17 protein-coding genes are annotated in these 15,542 nt (G+C 68.6%); 11 read left to right on the top strand and 6 right to left on the bottom strand.

Annotated features, from left to right (window positions below; all coding sequences use genetic code 11):
• Positions 1-26 precede the first annotated feature (26 nt).
• The gene (locus ABT313_RS03135) at positions 27-776 is read right to left on the bottom strand and encodes a glycoside hydrolase family 16 protein (protein ID WP_350848071.1); all 750 of its coding nucleotides are present in this window, start codon (positions 774-776) and stop codon (positions 27-29) included.
• 47 nt (positions 777-823) lie between these two features.
• A complete protein-coding gene (locus ABT313_RS03130; RefSeq protein WP_350848069.1) occupies positions 824-1,666 on the bottom strand; it encodes a helix-turn-helix transcriptional regulator in 843 nt (280 codons plus the stop codon).
• Between the two features lie 102 nt (positions 1,667-1,768).
• On the opposite strand from ABT313_RS03130, the gene ABT313_RS03125 reads away from it, so the two are divergent.
• Positions 1,769-2,497 (top strand): SDR family oxidoreductase, encoded by a 729-nt coding sequence (locus ABT313_RS03125; RefSeq protein WP_350848067.1) that lies wholly within the window; start codon positions 1,769-1,771, stop codon positions 2,495-2,497.
• A gap of 9 nt (positions 2,498-2,506) precedes the next feature.
• On the opposite strand, the gene ABT313_RS03120 is transcribed toward ABT313_RS03125, so the two are convergent.
• Both ABT313_RS03120 and ABT313_RS03115 read right to left on the bottom strand, forming a co-directional pair.
• Positions 2,507-3,052 (bottom strand): NUDIX hydrolase family protein, encoded by a 546-nt coding sequence (locus ABT313_RS03120; protein ID WP_350848065.1) that lies wholly within the window; start codon positions 3,050-3,052, stop codon positions 2,507-2,509.
• 80 nt (positions 3,053-3,132) lie between these two features.
• Complete coding sequence (locus ABT313_RS03115; RefSeq protein WP_350848064.1) at positions 3,133-3,801, bottom strand: helix-turn-helix domain-containing protein; 669 nt, start codon at positions 3,799-3,801, stop codon at positions 3,133-3,135.
• Positions 3,802-3,898: 97 nt separating this feature from the next.
• Between ABT313_RS03115 and ABT313_RS03110 the strand changes: the two genes are divergently transcribed.
• Positions 3,899-4,660, top strand: a complete 762-nt coding sequence (locus tag ABT313_RS03110; RefSeq protein WP_350848063.1) for a phytanoyl-CoA dioxygenase family protein — start codon at positions 3,899-3,901, stop codon at positions 4,658-4,660.
• A gap of 29 nt (positions 4,661-4,689) precedes the next feature.
• The gene (locus tag ABT313_RS03105; RefSeq protein WP_350848061.1) at positions 4,690-5,922 is read left to right on the top strand and encodes an MFS transporter; all 1,233 of its coding nucleotides are present in this window, start codon (positions 4,690-4,692) and stop codon (positions 5,920-5,922) included.
• A gap of 8 nt (positions 5,923-5,930) precedes the next feature.
• Here ABT313_RS03105 and ABT313_RS03100 read toward each other — a convergent pair whose 3' ends face one another.
• The gene (locus ABT313_RS03100; RefSeq protein WP_350848060.1) at positions 5,931-6,680 is read right to left on the bottom strand and encodes a hypothetical protein; all 750 of its coding nucleotides are present in this window, start codon (positions 6,678-6,680) and stop codon (positions 5,931-5,933) included.
• Between the two features lie 55 nt (positions 6,681-6,735).
• On the opposite strand from ABT313_RS03100, the gene ABT313_RS03095 reads away from it, so the two are divergent.
• Complete coding sequence (locus ABT313_RS03095; protein ID WP_130444922.1) at positions 6,736-7,380, top strand: IclR family transcriptional regulator; 645 nt, start codon at positions 6,736-6,738, stop codon at positions 7,378-7,380.
• Here ABT313_RS03095 and ABT313_RS03090 read toward each other — a convergent pair.
• Positions 7,377-7,904, bottom strand: a complete 528-nt coding sequence (locus ABT313_RS03090) for an Lrp/AsnC family transcriptional regulator (RefSeq protein WP_350848058.1) — start codon at positions 7,902-7,904, stop codon at positions 7,377-7,379. The two genes, ABT313_RS03095 and ABT313_RS03090, sit on opposite strands and share 4 nt — an antisense overlap.
• A gap of 94 nt (positions 7,905-7,998) precedes the next feature.
• On the opposite strand from ABT313_RS03090, the gene hppD reads away from it, so the two are divergent.
• The 7 genes from hppD (at position 7,999) to ABT313_RS03055 (ending at position 14,475) form a co-directional block, all read left to right on the top strand.
• Complete coding sequence (gene hppD, locus ABT313_RS03085) at positions 7,999-9,201, top strand: 4-hydroxyphenylpyruvate dioxygenase (protein WP_350848056.1); 1,203 nt, start codon at positions 7,999-8,001, stop codon at positions 9,199-9,201.
• 172 nt (positions 9,202-9,373) lie between these two features.
• Entirely contained in the window at positions 9,374-9,847 is a 474-nt protein-coding gene (locus tag ABT313_RS03080; protein ID WP_137253222.1) for a hypothetical protein, read from the top strand.
• Positions 9,848-9,914: 67 nt separating this feature from the next.
• On the top strand, positions 9,915-11,291 hold the full coding sequence (locus ABT313_RS03075) for an FAD-binding oxidoreductase (RefSeq protein WP_350848054.1): 1,377 nt from the start codon (positions 9,915-9,917) through the stop codon (positions 11,289-11,291).
• A 135-nt stretch (positions 11,292-11,426) separates the two neighbouring features.
• Positions 11,427-12,020 carry a hypothetical protein gene (locus ABT313_RS03070; protein WP_350848053.1) on the top strand — a complete coding sequence of 198 codons (594 nt, stop codon included), beginning with the start codon at positions 11,427-11,429 and terminating at the stop codon, positions 12,018-12,020.
• 15 nt (positions 12,021-12,035) lie between these two features.
• Positions 12,036-12,734: a two-component system response regulator CseB gene (gene cseB / locus ABT313_RS03065; protein WP_130444928.1), complete on the top strand. Its 699-nt coding sequence runs from the start codon at positions 12,036-12,038 to the stop codon at positions 12,732-12,734.
• A 3-nt stretch (positions 12,735-12,737) separates the two neighbouring features.
• A complete protein-coding gene (locus ABT313_RS03060; protein ID WP_350848051.1) occupies positions 12,738-13,982 on the top strand; it encodes a HAMP domain-containing sensor histidine kinase in 1,245 nt (414 codons plus the stop codon).
• A 79-nt stretch (positions 13,983-14,061) separates the two neighbouring features.
• Positions 14,062-14,475 carry a hypothetical protein gene (locus ABT313_RS03055; protein ID WP_350848049.1) on the top strand — a complete coding sequence of 138 codons (414 nt, stop codon included), beginning with the start codon at positions 14,062-14,064 and terminating at the stop codon, positions 14,473-14,475.
• The last annotated feature ends 1,067 nt before the right edge of the window (positions 14,476-15,542 follow it).

Below are 15,542 nucleotides of genomic sequence, written 5' to 3'. Positions count from 1 at the left end.
TTCCGGGTGCGGGGCCTCAGCTCGGGTTACTCCGGGCGGTAGACCCGGACGTAGTCGAGTTGCATCGACTGCTCGGTGACGGTCGGCGGGATCTTGCCGTAGACGAACAGGTCGAGGATCAGCGCGTCGCCGGTGCCGGAGTACGCGCCCTGGCGGCAGACTTCCTTGCCGTCGACATACCAAACCGTATGGTCTGGTCCGACCTGCTCGGCGATCGTGTGCCAGTCGGCGGTGAGGTCGGTCGGCGACTGGTACGTGCAGGCGCCGCCGGGGGACTGGTGGTTGGTGAGGTACAGCGCGTTGTGGTTGTCGCTGTAGAACTCGTACGTATCCTGCTCGTTCGACCCGTTGCCGTTCCACGTCCAGGTCGACGGCCAGAAACCCTTGTCCGCCGGGAGTTTCAGCCGCGTCTCGATGTAGTCGCCGGGCTGTACGGCGAACGACTGTGCCGGCTCGTGCCCGCAGGCCTGCCCGGTCGTGATCAGCGCGCCGGACCACTCATACCCGGGCGCCGGGTTGTTCTTCCGGGCCGTCATCGTCAGCTTCCCGTCGCCGACCGACAGCGCGTCCCAGGTATGCCACTCGAGCTGCTGGTTGCCCTTGTTGCCGAGGCATTGGTCGGCTTCCGCGTTCGAGTGGATCGCCCACTTCGTCCGGTCGATCGCCGAACCGTCGAACTCGTCGGCGAACACCAGCTTCCCCGGCGCGGCCTCGGCCGCGCGGATCGGTACGGCGAGCAGGCCGAGCACCACCAGAGCAGTAAGTAACTTACGCATCAGCTGGACCTCTCCGTCGGAAACCAACGGATCAAACAGTCGCTTGATCAGGATCGGGTTGTCAACTCCTGCATCCCGATCACGTCCAGCAGCCGGATCGCCTGGTCGGACTCCGATCCGGGCTCGGCCGTGTACAGCACGACCCGCTGATCGCGCTCGGGGACCACGAGGACCTCGCAGATCACGTCGATCCGGCCGACCTGCGGATGGAAGATCGTCTGGCACAGCGACTGCTGCCGCCCGACCTCGTGCCTGGCCCAGATCCCTGCGAACTCCGGACTGCCGTCGAGCAGGTCGCGCACCAGCCGCGCGAGCTCCGGATCGTCCGGGTACGTCGAGGTCGCGGCCCGCAGATCGGCCGCGACCTCGCGGGCGAACTCCCGCGTCGCCTCCTCGCCGAACAGCCGGGCCTGCCGATCGGTCAGGAACCGCAGCCGCAGCAGGTTCCGTTCCCGCGGCGGCAACGCGGAGAAGTCCGTGATCAACGCCGCGGCCAACGGGTTCCACGCGAGGACGTCGTACTTCGCGTCCAGCACCAGCCCTGGTACGTCGAGCCGCGCGAGCATCCGCAGTACGCCGGAACGTACGTCGGCCGGCGGTCCCGGCGGCGGACCGGGCTGCTCACCGGCCAGCCGGAACAGGTGAGCGCGCTCGTCGTCGGACAGTCGCAGCGCGCGGGCCAGCCCGGTCAGGACAGGGCGTGACGGACGCGGGCCGCGACCCTGCTCGAGGCGGGTGTAGTAGTCCGTCGACATGGTCGCGAGGCTCGCCACCTCCTCCCGCCGCAGACCCGGCGTACGGCGGCGTAGGCCCGCGGGCAGGCCCACATCGGCCGGTTGCAGCGCTTCCCGGCGTACCCGAAGGAACTCGGCCAGTCCGTTCCGATCCACGATCCCAGGATCGCAGTCGTGGCTCACGCCTAACCAGGGACTGCCGATCCCAGGGTCGGCCCGCTCTGCCTGGACAGCCCGATCCGCCGGAGCGTGGATTGCATGAACACCAACAAGATCGCGCTCGTCACGGGCGCCAACAAGGGCATCGGCAAGGAGATCGCGCGGCAGCTCGGGCAGGCCGGGTTCACCGTGCTGCTCGGGTCACGCGACGTCGCGCGCGGCGAGCTCGCGGTCAAGGAACTGGTTGCCGAGGGCCTCGATGCGGTCGGGATCCAGCTGGAGGTCACGGACGAGGCGTCCGTACGGGCCGCGGCCGAGCGGGTCGAGGCGTCGTACGGGCGATTGGATGTGCTGATCAACAACGCCGCGATCATCCCGAAGCGCGACGACGCCGTGTCGCAGATCGCGTCCGACGTACTGCGCGAGGCGTTCGAGACGAACGTGTTGGGGCTGGTCGGGGTCACCCAAGCGTTCCTGCCGCTGCTGCACAAGGCGGAAGCGGCACGGGTCGTGAACCTGTCGACGTCGCTGGCGTCGTTCGAGCAGGTCGGGGATCCGGAATCGCGAATGTCGACCGTGCTCACGCTCGGCTACAACTCGTCGAAGGCCGCCGTGAACATGGTCACGGTCATGCTCGCCAACGAACTCCGTGGCACCGGCATCCTCGTGAACGCCGCCGACCCCGGCAACTGCGCCACCGACATGGGTGGCTGGACCGCGGCCCGTACGCCGGCGCAGGGTGCCGCGGTCGCGGTCGGACTGGCGACGCTGGGCACCGACGGTCCGACCGGTCACGTGTACGCCGAAGAGGGCCGACTGGCCTGGTAGGACCCGGAGTTAGACGATGGCCCCGGACCAGGCCAGCGCCTGCTTGAGGAGCTGACCGCGGCCGCCCTCGAGGTCGTTCAGGAGGCTCGGCGCCAGGGCTTCCTCGGGGGTGAGCCAGGTCAGCTCGAGGGCATCCTGGCGCGGGTTGCACTCGCCGGTCACGGGTACGACGTACACGAGGGCGACGGCGTGCTGCCGCGGGTCGTGCAGCGGGGTCACGCCGGGGAACGGGAAGTACTCCGCGACAGTGACCGGGACGAGCGTCGCGGGCAAGCGGGGGAACGCGGCCGGGCCGAGGTCCTTCTCGATGTTGCGCTGCAGCGCGTCACGGATCGACTCGTTGTGCATCACCCGGCCGGAGACCAGCGTGCGGATGATCTCGCCGGTCGCGGCCGAGGTCCGCAGCAGGACCCCGATGTGCTCGATCTGGCCGAGGGCGTCGACCCGGGCCGGCACGGCCTCGACGTACAGGATCGGGACCCGCGTACGGGTCTCGGCGAGCGCGAACTCGGACAGCCACCCAGGATTCGGATCAGGCGTTTGCAACGACGTCATAGGCACATCTTTGCTTACGGGTTGCAAGCGGACCGGCACTGGGATGGAAGAAGGAAGGAAAGAAGAAGGGATGGGGAGGCTTACGGTCTGAAAGCGGATCTGTACTGGGATGGGCTCAGTCCGAATGTTGAGCGGAATCTTCTTGTCGCGTGGCTCGGGTCGTGCCAGCCGACCAGCGCGCCGACGGTCGCGACCGGCAGTTCGGTTTCGATCAGGAGGCCGGCGGCGCGCTCGGCGCGGATGCGGTTCAGGTACGCGATCGGGGACATGCCGACCGACTTCCCGAAGAGACGGATCAGGTAGCCGGGAGCAAGGTTGACGCGGGCTCCGAGCTCCTCGAGCGTCCAAGGCTCAGCAAGGTCGGACTCCAGTAGGCGCATCGCGTGCTGGACGGCGGGGTGAGCGGGCGCGCGGGTGCCGGGTCCGCCTGGCACCAGGGCGCCGGAGAGGAGCCCGAAGACGTCCGGTCCGAGGTAGGCGTTGCGGACGACCAAGCCGGCGCAGTCGACGTACCCGTGCCACTCACCAGGCCGCAGTACGACGACCGAGTCCGGCGCCAACTCGACCTCCCCGGCCGCCGACACATGCACGCCCCGCCCGGCGACCACCACCGCGATCTCGAAGAAGGCATGGCTGTGGACCGCGACGTCCGCGACCAGCTCGAGCCGCTCGCCCGCGACCGGAAGCCGCGGATCCGGGAAGACCTCGCTGCTCAGCACGTTGTGCACGACCACCCTCCAGGAGGTCAAGATCAGTCAAGTCCTGGTCAACCACTGCCTGTCCGCGACACCGACGAGAGGCCAGGCTGGAAACACCTTCCAGTCAACGGAATCCAGGAGCGTCGCGATGACCACGACCGAGCCTACGACACCGCTCACCCTCGACGAAGAGACGATTTCCGCCTATCGCCGCGACGGCGTCGTGCGGATCAAGAACATCATCAGCCGGGACGAAGCGGCCCGGTTCCGCGACGCCGCGGTGGCCGCGACCGCGAACGCCGACGACCTGTTCAAGGAGTCGAAGATCTTCAACCAGTACGTCAACGTCTGGCGCGACGACGACGTACTGCGGGAGCTCACCCTCGACCCGCGCCTGGCCGCGGCGGCGACCGCGCTGGCCGGCGTACCGCTGCGGATCTGGCACGACCAGCTGCTGATCAAGCCGCCGCACAACGGCGCCGCGACCGAGTTCCACCAGGACGCGCCGTACTGGCCGCATGGCGGTTCCCGGGCCTCGCTGTCGGCGTGGATCGCGCTGGTCGACGTACCGGTCGAGCGCGGGTGCATGACGTTCATCCCCGGTTCGCAGGACCACCAGAACCTGCGCAGCCAGGACCTGTCCGACCGCGACGACCTGTTCCGCGCCTCGCCCGATCTGCGCTGGGAGAAGCGGCTGACGATTCCGCTCCAGGCCGGCGACTGCACCTTCCACAACGCCTACCTCGCGCACTCGGCGACGCCGAACCTCACCGACGACCCGCGGATCGCGCACGTCAACATCTACTTCGACGCCGAGGCCACCTACACCGGCGCCGGCCACGTGGTCACCGACGGCCTCGGCCTCACCGTCGGCGCACCGCTCGACCACGACATGTTCCCGACTGTTTAATGTTTCACGTCGTGACATAAGTTGTCGTTGTGCGTCTGCTCACCGACATCCGTCCGTTGCGTGAGTCAGCCGATTTCCGGCGGTTGTGGATCGGTTCGACGGTGTCGCAGCTCGGTCAGCAGATGACCGCGGTGACGGTGTCGATCCAGGTGTACGCGATCACGCATTCGACGTTCTCGGTCGGTCTCGTCGGGTTGTTCTCGCTGGTCCCGCTGGTCGTCTTCGGGCTGTACGGCGGGGCGATGGCGGACGCGATCGACCGGCGGATCCTGTCGCTGGTCTCGTCGGCCGGGTTGTGGCTGCTGTCGATGGTCCTGGTGCTGCAGTCGCATCTCGACTGGGGCAAGGTGTGGGTCCTGTACGCCGTCGTGGCCTGTCAGTCGGCGTGCTTCGCGGTCAACAACCCGGCGCGGTCCGCGATCATCCCGCGGCTGATCCGCCCCGAGTTGCTGCCGGCCGCGAACACGCTCAGCCAGGCCGCGTTCAATCTGGGCTTCACCGCCGGGCCGTTGCTCGGTGCGGCGGTGATCGCCTGGCACGGGTTTGCGGCCGCGTACCTGGTCGATGTCATCACGTTCACCGCGGCGCTCTACGCGCTGTTCCGGCTGCCGGCGGTGCCGCCGACCGGCGCGATCCGGCGGGCCGGGCTGCGGTCGGTGCTCGAGGGCTTCACGTTCCTGCGGGCCGCGCCGGCCCTGCTCGCGACCTTCCTCGCGGACATCCTCGCGATGGTGTTCGCGCAACCGCGGGCGCTGTTCCCAGCGGTCGCCGGCGCGTTCTTCGGTGGCGGCGTACGGACGGTCGGGCTGTTGCAGGCCGCGCCGGCGATCGGGGCACTGATCGGCGTGATCTTCTCCGGCTGGGTGACCCGGGTACGCCGTCAGGGTGTCGCGATCGTGCTGGCGATCACGGCGTACGCCGCGGCGGTCGGGCTGTTCGGGTTGTCGCGGACGATTTGGCTCGGGGTGGCGCTGCTTGCGATGTCGGGTGCGGCCGACATGGTGAGTTCGGCGTACCGGAACACCGTGCTGCAGTCGGCCGCTCCCGACGCGATGCGTGGGCGGCTGCAAGGGGTCTTCATCGTGGTCGTGGCCGGCGGGCCGCGGCTCGGTGACTTCGTCGCCGGTACGACGGCGTCGCTGACCAGCCCCACGATCGCACTGCTCGGCGGCGCCGCGGTCTGCGTCACCGGCCTGCTGATCCTGCTAGCCCGGAACCGCCCGTTCCGGGTCTACGACTCGCAGACCCGCGCGCTCAGCTGATCCGCCGCTCAGCCGCCGGTCGCGAGCTTCTTCAGGACCGTGAACCAGGAGTCCATGTCCGGGTTGATCTCGGTCATCGGCTTGTCGCCGACGGTCACCATCTTGCGATCGCCCAACGGCTTCTTCAGCTTGAACGGCGTCAGCGAGGCGTTGCTGTCCGGCGGGCACGGGCTGTCGACGTCGACGAACACCAGCACCTTGTCGTCCTGCTCGTCCACCCGCAGATCGCCGGCACACGACAGGCCGGTCCCGATCACCATGTCGTACTCGTCGTACTTCGGGGCGTTCTGGATCCACTTCAGGTAGTGCGGCTTCTTGCCCTTGATCAGCTGGTAGTACTGCACGGGCTGCGGATTCTTCTCCGAGCTGGGGCCCTTGCCGTCGCCGAGGAACGTGCCGAACACCATGTCGACGCAGGGGTCCTTCATGTCCGGGCCGTCGGTCGCGCCGAAAGCCTTCGCGGCCTTGTAACAGCCGACCGCCTCACGGTTGAACGAGATGTTGAAACCGACCAGGATCAGCGCGCCGACGACCAGCGCGATCGCCAGCATCCGGCGGCTCCGCAGCTGCTGCGGGCCGAGTACGCCGGCCGCCCGCCGGGCCTCCTCGGGAGTCGCGTCGGCCGGGATCGGAGCGGTGCGGAACAGGGCCATGATCGAGCTCGTCCACTGCGGATTGATCAGGGTCGGAACGGCATAGACCAGGATCAGCACCACGGCCACGAGGACGGCGGGGAGCAGCGACCAGTAATTTCGCACGGCAGCAAGATACGGGGCCATCGGTCCGCGCCCGAATAACGGATACCCTTGCAACGTGCCCGCCGAGACCTCGCAGACGCTGGACCGGGGACTGACAGTCCTCGAGTTGCTGGCGGACGCTCCGGACGGTCTGTCGATCACCGAACTGGCCGCCGCGCTCGGGGTCAGCCGGACGGTCGTCTATCGCCTGGTGAACACGCTCGAGCTGCATCGGCTCGTGCGTCGGGACAGCGAGGGACGAGCCCGGCTCGGTCTCGCCGTACTGCACTACAGCCGGCGCGTGCAGCCGACGCTGCGCGACGCCGCCCTTCCGGTACTGCGTTCGCTCGCCGAGGACACCGGCGCGACCGCACACCTGACCGTCGCCGACGGTGAGGAGGCGCTCGCGATCGCGGTCATCGAGCCCAGCTGGACCGACTTCCACGTCTCGTACCGGATGGGTTCGCGGCACGCGCTGGACCAGGGCGCAGCCGGCAAAGCGATCCTGGCCGGCCGCCGCAAACCCGACCCCGCCGGCCGCCCCTTCGTCGTCACCTCAGGCGAACTCCAAGCAGGCGCCCAAGGCGTCTCCTCCCCGGTCCTCGGCGTCCCGGGCGTAGAAGCCTCGATCGGCGTGGTCGTCCTCGGCAAACTCGACCGAGACTTCGTCGGCCCCCGAGTAGCCCGAGCCGCAGTAGAAGTAGCCAAACGCCTCGCCTAGTTCTTGGTGGCTGCTTCCACCAGCGGGAGCACCCGGTGGGGGATCTGCTCGGCTAGAGCGATGACGGTGGAGGCTCGTTGGATGCTTCGGACGATGACTACCTGGTCGATCACGCGTTGCAGGTCTGCGTTGGAGCGGGCGACGATGCGGCACCACAGGTCCTCGGCGCCGGTGATCGTGTGGACCTCGAGTACCTCGGGGATACGCGCCAGCGCCTCCGCGACCGTCGTATGACCTGAACCCTGCTCGATCTGCAACGTCGCGAACGCCGTCACCGGGTAGCCGATCGCGGTCGTGTCGATGTCCGGGCCCCACCCGCGCACCACGCCGTCACGCTGCAACCGGTCCAGCCGCGCCTGCACGGTGCCCCGCGCGACCCCGAGCCGCCGCGACGCCTCGAGCACTCCGACCCGCGGCTCGGCCGCGAACAACCGCAGGATCCGGCCGTCCAGCTCGTCCACCGACACCTGGCACCTCCGGGGGATGGTCAGCCTGACCAAATAGTCCAGCGAAGTCGCCAGCATACTGTGCAACCTGACCAGCAGAATAACAAACTGTTGCACAATCTGTCGCCATCCCGCGAGGCTCGGTGCACGTACCCGACCCGGGAGGACCCCGATGACCAGCACCGACCTCACCCCCGCAGAGCTCGACGCCGATCTCGACCTCGACCAGCTCAAGCAGCTCGTCGGCCTGGTGCCGTACGACGAGAGCACCGACCCGTTCCCGGTCACCGCGATGGACGCGGTGGTGTTCGTGGTCGGCAACGCCACCCAGACCGCGAAGTGGTACCAGCTCGCGTTCGGGATGGACCTGGTCGCGTACTCCGGCCCCGAGACCGGCAGCAAGGACAGCAAGTACTACGTGCTCAAGTCCGGCTCCGGCCGCTTCGTCATCTCCGGCGGCGTGAGCCCGAAGAGCCCGCTGCTCGAGCACCACCGCAAGCACGGCGACGGCGTCTCCGACCTCGCCCTCGAGGTCCCGGACGTGGACAAGTGCATCGAGCACGCCCGCAAGGTCGGCGCCGTCGTACTCGAGGAGCCGAACGACGTCACCGACGAGCACGGCACGATCCGGCGCGCGGCGATCGCGGCGTACGGCGACACCCGGCACACGCTGATCGACCGGAGCCGGTACGACGGCCCGTACCTGCCCGGCTTCGTTGCCGCGACCACCCAGGTCACCCGTCCGGAGGGGCACCCGAAGCGGCTGTTCCAGGCGGTCGACCACGTCGTCGGCAACGTCGAGCTCGGCAAGATGGACGAGTGGGTTGCCTTCTACAACAAAGTCATGGGCTTCGTGAACATGGCCGAGTTCATCGGCGACGACATCGCCACCGACTACTCGGCGCTGATGAGCAAGGTCGTCGCCAACGGCAACCACCGGGTGAAGTTCCCGCTGAACGAGCCGGCGGTGGCGAAGAAGAAGTCGCAGATCGACGAGTTCCTCGAGTTCTACGACGGCGCCGGCGCGCAGCACATCGCGCTCGCCACCAACGACATCCTGCGCACGGTCGACATCATGCGGGCCAACGGCGTCGAGTTCCTCAACACGCCCGACTCGTACTACGAGGACCCGGAGCTGCGGTCCCGGATCGGCAACGTCCGCGTGCCGATCGAGGAGCTGCAGTCCCGCGGCATCCTGGTCGACCGGGACGAGGACGGCTACCTGCTGCAGATCTTCACTGCCCCGATCGGGGACCGCCCGACGGTCTTCTACGAGCTGATCGAGCGGCACGGCTCGCTCGGCTTCGGCAAGGGCAACTTCAAGGCGCTGTTCGAGGCGATCGAGCGCGAACAAGAGCGACGCGGCAACCTCTGACCGCGCGACAGCGGCAGTTAACCGCGTTACCGGACGCCGAGAACCTTGCCGGATGCAACTGAACACGGCGTGTCGCCGTCCGATTACCGGAATGACTGTTGGGGCAAGCTCCGTTCGCGTAGTGTGCCTTCCTGAGTGGGCGTCGGGGCGTGCACTCAGGAAGGGTTTCGTCATGAAGACACTGGGCATTCTGCTCAGCACCGCAGGACTGGCCGGAGTCGGCGTGCTCACCTTCGCCGCCGCAGCGCCGGCCCAGGCGGCCGAAGCGGCCACCTGTTCAGGTGCGAGATCCATCGCGTCGGCGCCGATGCTGCGCGACCACAAACCACCTAGTTGGGGCACCGTCCGGCTGGTCCGCGACAACTGCTCGCAGTACTGGGCCGAGATCAGCATGGCGTCGCCGGTGGTGGCCAATGCGAAGGCCAACGCCTTCGTGGTGCAGTACGGCGGCGGCAACAACGGCCGGGTGCTCAGCTGCGACAGCAGCGGCGGCAACGGCTCGGTGATCGCGGGGCAGCGCACCTGCCGGACGCCGAAGATCAAGGGCGGCAGCGGCATCACGTTCGCCGCGATCGGCCGGGAGTACCACAACTACGGCGGCGGCTACGAGGAGATCTCGGAGAACGCCACCAAACGCACCCGCTGACGTAGGTCCTGATCCGGACACTGGGACTACTGCACGGTACCGCGCAGTAGTTATTAGGCTCGACGGTATGAGTGAGGTTGTCGAGCAGTTGCGTGCGGCCCTGCCGCCCGAGGCGTTGGTCACCGATCCGGACCGGATGGAGAGTTACCGGTACGACCGGGCGATGTTCTGCCCGGCCGGAATGCCGCTTGCCGTCGTACTGGCGCGGGAGACCGCCCACGTCCAGGCGGCGGTGCAGATCGCGGCCGCGGCCGGCGTGCCGATCGTGCCGCAGGGCGCGCGGTCCGGGCTGTCCGGCGCGGCCAACGCGTTGGACGGGTGCATCGTCATCTCGCTGGAGAAGATGGACAAGATCCTGGCCATCGAGCCGGTCGATCGGTACGTCGTCACCCAGCCGGGCGTCTACAACGCCGTACTCTCGCGCGCCGTGGCCGAGCACGGCCTGTTCTACCCGCCGGACCCGTCCAGCTGGGAGTTCTGCTCGATCGGCGGCAACCTGTCCACGAACTCGGGCGGCCTGTGCTGCGTCAAGTACGGCGTGACCACGGACTACGTGCTGGGGCTGGAGGTCGTGCTCGCGGACGGACGCATCCTGCGGACCGGCCGGAAGACGGTCAAGGGCGTCGCCGGGTACGACCTCGCCAAGCTGATCGTCGGCAGCGAAGGCACGCTCGGCGTCATCACCGAGGCGACCCTCGCGCTGCGGCCGCAGGCGGCCAAGCCGAAGACGATGGCGGCGCTGTTCGGCTCCGGCGTCGAGGCCGGTAACGCGATCCTCGAGATCATTCGCAGCGGTGTGTCGCTGAGCCTGCTGGAGATCATGGACCGCACGACGATCCAGGCCGTCAACAAGTACAAGCGGATGGACCTGCCCGAAGAGGCGGCCGCGATGCTGATCGCGCAGTCCGACGCGGGCGGCGAGGCAGGCGCCGCCGACGTCGCCACGGTCGCCAAGCTCTGTCGCGACAACGGCGCGCTCGAGTGCATCGAGGCCGAGGACGACGCCGAGGGCGAGCTGCTCCTCGAAGGCCGTCGCGTCGCGCTGACGGCCCTGGAGGAACTCGGTACGACGATGATCGACGACGTCGCCGTACCGCGGTCGCGGCTGGCGGAGTTCATCGGCCGGCTCGAGCAGCTGTCGGCCGAGCTGGACATCACGATCGGCGTCCTCGGGCACGCCGGCGACGGCAACATGCACCCGACCGTGGTGTTCGACCAGACCGACCCGGACCAGGCCGAGCGGGCGCAGCAGGCGTTCGACCGGGTGATGGAGATCGGGCTCGAGCTCGGCGGCACGATCACCGGCGAACACGGCGTCGGCGTACTCAAGCGCGCCTGGCTGGCCGAGGAAGTAGGGCCGGTCTCACTCGACGTGCATCGGGCGATCAAGAAGGCGCTGGACCCGCAGAACCTGCTGAATCCGGGCAAGATCGTTGCCGAGTGAGGCTGTGATCCAACCGCAATAGAACTGTCGAGGCCATTCGACGTCCATGGCCGTCGAATGTGACGTCCGGCCGACACTATGGAAGGTACTTAGCTGAATTCGCGGGGGGACTGGATGCAGGGTAGGAGGCGCCCGATGGGTCTGTGGCGCCGTACCGTGCTGCCTGCCGTCGCGGCTGTGGTCGCGACCGCGGCGCTGTCCGCCTGTGCGAACGGCGGCGGACTGCGGGTCGAGGGCCCGGAGTCCCCGCCGCCGTCGAGCCCGACGCCGTCAGTTGCCTTCGGCACCACTCAGCCGCACCCGGAGAAGACCCCCGAGGTGGCCGTCGACCTGGCCAAAGTCAGGGTCAGACTGCTCGCCGATCGGCACCTGTCCAGCTACGCGCGGACAGTTCTTTCGAATTGCACCGTGATTTCGCGTTGCCTCAGCAGGGGTAAGACCGTTGATGTATTGCACAGCGGTACACCTCAGCAGATCGTCCTGATCCATACCCTGGAGAAGTTCGTCTTCGGTATCTTCCTGATCGCGATCGAGCCATCCGGCCCGCGACCGATCTGGAACCTGAACGTCGAGCAACCGACCGTGAACGCCAGCCCCGAAGGGGACCTGGTGGTCGAGTCGAAGATCTTTACGATCAACGACCCGGTCTGCTGCCCGTCGGGCCGACGGGTCGAGGTCTACCGTTGGAACGGTCGGCAGATGATCAAGGTGAGCTCGACGGACCAGTAGGGAGACTGAAGTTCGGTGGTACCGGAAGAACCGGCAGCGCGCATTCTCATGGTCGAGGACGACGCGGTGATCCGTGAGGCGACCCAACTGACCCTCGAACGGCACGGCTACGACGTCACCACGGCCGAGGACGGCCTGGAGGCGATCGAGCGATTCGAGAAGATCCACCCGGACGTCGTGATGCTCGACATCATGCTGCCCGGGCTGGACGGCATCTCGGTCTGCCGACGGGTCCGGGAGACCAGCACGGTCCCGATCGTGATGGTCTCTGCCCGCGGTGACGCGCTCGACGTCGTACTCGGTCTGGAAGCAGGCGCCGACGACTATGTGACCAAACCCTTCGACACCCAGGTGCTGGTGGCGCGGCTGCGGGCGGTGATGCGGCGTGCGGTGTCCGATCCGGAGCGCCCGGCACCGGCGGCCGGTTCCGGCGTCGAGTCGTTCGGCGACCTCGAGCTCGATCGGGAAGCGCTGGAGGTACGGCGCGGCGGCGCGACCGTGCAGCTGACGCCGACCGAGCTCAAGCTGCTGATCGAGTTCGCCAACAACCCCGGCGTGGTGCTGAGTCGATCGACCCTGCTGCAACGGGTCTGGGACTACGAGTGGGGCGGCGACGGCCGGCTGGTCGACGTACACCTGCAGCGGCTGCGGACCAAGATCGGTGCCGACCGCATCGAAACCGTCCGCGGCTTCGGGTACAAACTCAGGGCTTAGTGGATGGGACTGCGCGGCAAGCTCGGTCTCATCTTCCTGCTGGTCTCCGCGCTCGCGATCCTCGTGCTGTGCGTCGCGGTCTACACCCAGGCCCAGTCGGCCCGGCTGGACCGCACGCGCAGTTTCGCGGACGAGCGGATCCAGCTCGCGGCGCAGAGCTACGACACCAACGACGTACCGGTGTTCGGGGCGAAGGTCGACGATCCGGAGCTGCCGCCGCAGCTGCGCGACGCCGTGCTCGAGGGCAAGCGGGCCACGTTCAAGACCGGGTCGCCGCACGCGAAGATGTGGGCGGCGGTCGCGGTCAAGGACGGCAAGATCCTCTCGATCGAGCAGGACTACGAGACCAGCGACGACTCGATGAAGGCGCTGCAGCAGGCGTTGCTGCTCGGCGGCATCGGCACGGTCGCGCTGGTCGCCCTGGTCAGCGTGATCCTGGCCGGCAGCCTGTCCAAGCGGATCGTTGCCGTGGCGGGGACGGCGCGGCGGATCGCGGCCGGCGATCTGGACGCGTCGGCGGCAGGGGCCGTTGGCAAGGGCAAGGATGAGGTCCAGTCGCTGGCGACCGCGATCGACACCATGGCCAGCTCGTTGCGGGGCCAGCTCGAGGCGGAGCGCCGGTTCACCGCGGACGTCGCCCATGACCTTCGTACGCCGGTGACCGGGCTGACGACCGCGGCCGAGCTGCTGCCGCCGGGGCGGCCGAGTGAGCTGGTCCGCGACCGGGCCAAGGTACTGCGGCGTCTCGTCGAGGACCTGCTCGAGATCGCGCGGTTCGACTCGGGTGTCGAACAGGCCGACCTGGAACTGGTCGGTCTCGGCGCGTTCGTCGGATCGGCCGTTGCGCGGTTGCGGATGCAGCAGGCGCTGGCGCCGGACAGCGTGATGGTGCACCTGCTCGGGCCGGACCAGACCGTGTCGACCGACTCACGCCGGATCGAGCGGATCCTGGCCAACCTGATCGTCAACGGACTACGGCACGGGAAGCCGCCGGTCGAGGTGACGGTCAGCGGCCGGACCGTGGAGGTGGTTGACCATGGCAACGGTTATCCGGAGGAGTTGATTGCCGAGGGCCCGCGTCGGTTCCGGTCCGGGATGGCCGAACGCGGTGTCGGGCACGGTCTCGGTCTGACGATTGCCGCCGGTCACGCGAAGGTTCTGGGCGCCGAGCTCACCTTCGGCGAGGCGCCGGGCGGCGGTGCGCTGGCGCGGCTCGTCCTGCCCGCGGAACCTGAGACGCAGTCGTAACACAACTCTTCAACCTTTCCTTGCCCCATCGCGTCTTCTCCTCCGTAACACCAACAAAACGAGGGGAAACCAGAACATCATGCGTACTCAGTTCATTCGCCGTTCCGCTGCCGTCGTCGCCGGTCTCGCACTGGCCGGTGGGGGTCTCGGCATCGCCGGCGCCCTGCAGGCCAACGCCGCCACGACGCACACCACGCTGGTCAGTGCGTCGGTCGCCGCGAAGTCGATCACGATCAAGTCGGACAAGACCACCGCGAAGGCGTGGGCCAAGGTCTCGTTCACCGGCAAGACCAGCGGCATCGCGAAGAACACCGTCGTCCAGGTCCAGCGCCTCGAGAACGGCAAGTGGGTCAACTTCCCGGCCACCACCAAGGTGACCAGCAAGTCCACCTACTCGGTCTGGGTCCAGAGCGGCCGCGTCGGCGTCAACAAGTTCCGCGTAGTAGCAGCGAACACCGCCTCCGCGGCAACCTCGGTAACCATCACCAAGTAACGCACCCGCGCCACTCCCCACAGGGGCGGGGAGTGGCGCGCTTGCGTGCACGGGGCGGACCACGACGCGCGCGCCAGGCGGGGGCTGGCGCGGCGCGTGGGTTGGTGCGGCGCGTGCACGGTGCAGGGCTTGGTGCCGCGTGTGCACGTGCGGGGACTGGTAGTGCGTGTGTGCCCGGTCAGGGCTGGCGCGACGTCTGCACGGGGCGGGCGCTGGTACGGCGATGTGCACGGGCGAGGTCTAATACGGCGTGTGCGCGGGGCGGGCGTTGGTACGGCGTGTGCCGGGCGGGGCTGGCGCGGCCGTGTGCCGGGCGAGGGCTGCTAGGGCGTCCCACGCGAGGTGGGGATTGGTACGGCGTGCGCGCGGGGTGAAGCAACTGGTACGAGGTTTGCAGGGGCAGGGCTGGCGCAGCGTCCCACGCGGCGGGCCTTGGTACGGCGCGTGCAACGGGCGGGACAGGTTCGGCGTCTGCACGGGCGAGGTTGGTACGGCGTGTGCGCGGCGGGGGTAGTACGCCGTCCGACGCGGCGGGGCTGGTACGGCGTTGGCACGGGGGCGGGCGCTGGTACGGCGATGTGCACCAGCTCGGACAGGTGCGGCGTGTGCAAGAGCGGGGATAGGTACGGCGGCTGCGCGAGGCAGGGGCTGGCACGGGGTGTGGGGTCGAGTGGGGGCCGGTACGGCGTGTGTGCGCCTGCGAGGGCTGGTACGGCGTCGGCACAGAGCAGGGTTGGCGCAGCGTCCCACGCGGCGGGGGTGGTACGGCGTTTGTACGGGGCGGGGGCTAGTACGGCGTGTGGGTCGGGCGAAGGTTTGTTGCCGCACGTGCACGGGCAGGGCTGGCGCAGGGTCCCACGCGGCGGGGAGCAGGGGGCCGCGGGGAGGGGGTACGGCGCGTGCACCGGTTGGGGGCTTGTGCGGCGTCTGCTCGGCGCGGGGATTGGTACGGCGTGGGCGCCGAGCGAGGGCTGGTATGGCGCGCGAATGCGGCTGCGGCTGGTGCGGCGTGTGCATGGGCGGCGGCTGGTACGGCGTCTGGCCCGGGGCCGACTGATGTGGCGTCC

Source organism: Kribbella sp. NPDC000426, from assembly GCF_040300265.1.
GTDB lineage: Bacteria > Actinomycetota > Actinomycetes > Propionibacteriales > Kribbellaceae > Kribbella.
The sequence above is the reverse complement of the archived record's forward strand: the minus strand, read 5'-3'. Positions and strand labels throughout refer to the sequence as shown.

What these genes read in the sequence shown, in the direction of transcription:
- ABT313_RS03075 (WP_350848054.1), top strand. Translation starts at nt 9,915, where the DNA reads ATGAGTGAGGTTGTCGAGCAGTTGCGTGCGGCCCTGCCGCCCGAGGCG.
- ABT313_RS03080 (WP_137253222.1), top strand. Translation starts at nt 9,374, where the DNA reads ATGAAGACACTGGGCATTCTGCTCAGCACCGCAGGACTGGCCGGAGTC.
- ABT313_RS03060 (WP_350848051.1), top strand. Translation starts at nt 12,738, where the DNA reads ATGGGACTGCGCGGCAAGCTCGGTCTCATCTTCCTGCTGGTCTCCGCG.
- ABT313_RS03125 (WP_350848067.1), top strand. Translation starts at nt 1,769, where the DNA reads ATGAACACCAACAAGATCGCGCTCGTCACGGGCGCCAACAAGGGCATC.
- ABT313_RS03120 (WP_350848065.1), bottom strand. Translation starts at nt 3,052, where the DNA reads ATGACGTCGTTGCAAACGCCTGATCCGAATCCTGGGTGGCTGTCCGAG.
- ABT313_RS03110 (WP_350848063.1), top strand. Translation starts at nt 3,899, where the DNA reads ATGACCACGACCGAGCCTACGACACCGCTCACCCTCGACGAAGAGACG.
- ABT313_RS03055 (WP_350848049.1), top strand. Translation starts at nt 14,062, where the DNA reads ATGCGTACTCAGTTCATTCGCCGTTCCGCTGCCGTCGTCGCCGGTCTC.
- ABT313_RS03135 (WP_350848071.1), bottom strand. Translation starts at nt 776, where the DNA reads ATGCGTAAGTTACTTACTGCTCTGGTGGTGCTCGGCCTGCTCGCCGTA.
- hppD (WP_350848056.1), top strand. Translation starts at nt 7,999, where the DNA reads ATGACCAGCACCGACCTCACCCCCGCAGAGCTCGACGCCGATCTCGAC.
- ABT313_RS03090 (WP_350848058.1), bottom strand. Translation starts at nt 7,904, where the DNA reads ATGCTGGCGACTTCGCTGGACTATTTGGTCAGGCTGACCATCCCCCGG.
- ABT313_RS03070 (WP_350848053.1), top strand. Translation starts at nt 11,427, where the DNA reads ATGGGTCTGTGGCGCCGTACCGTGCTGCCTGCCGTCGCGGCTGTGGTC.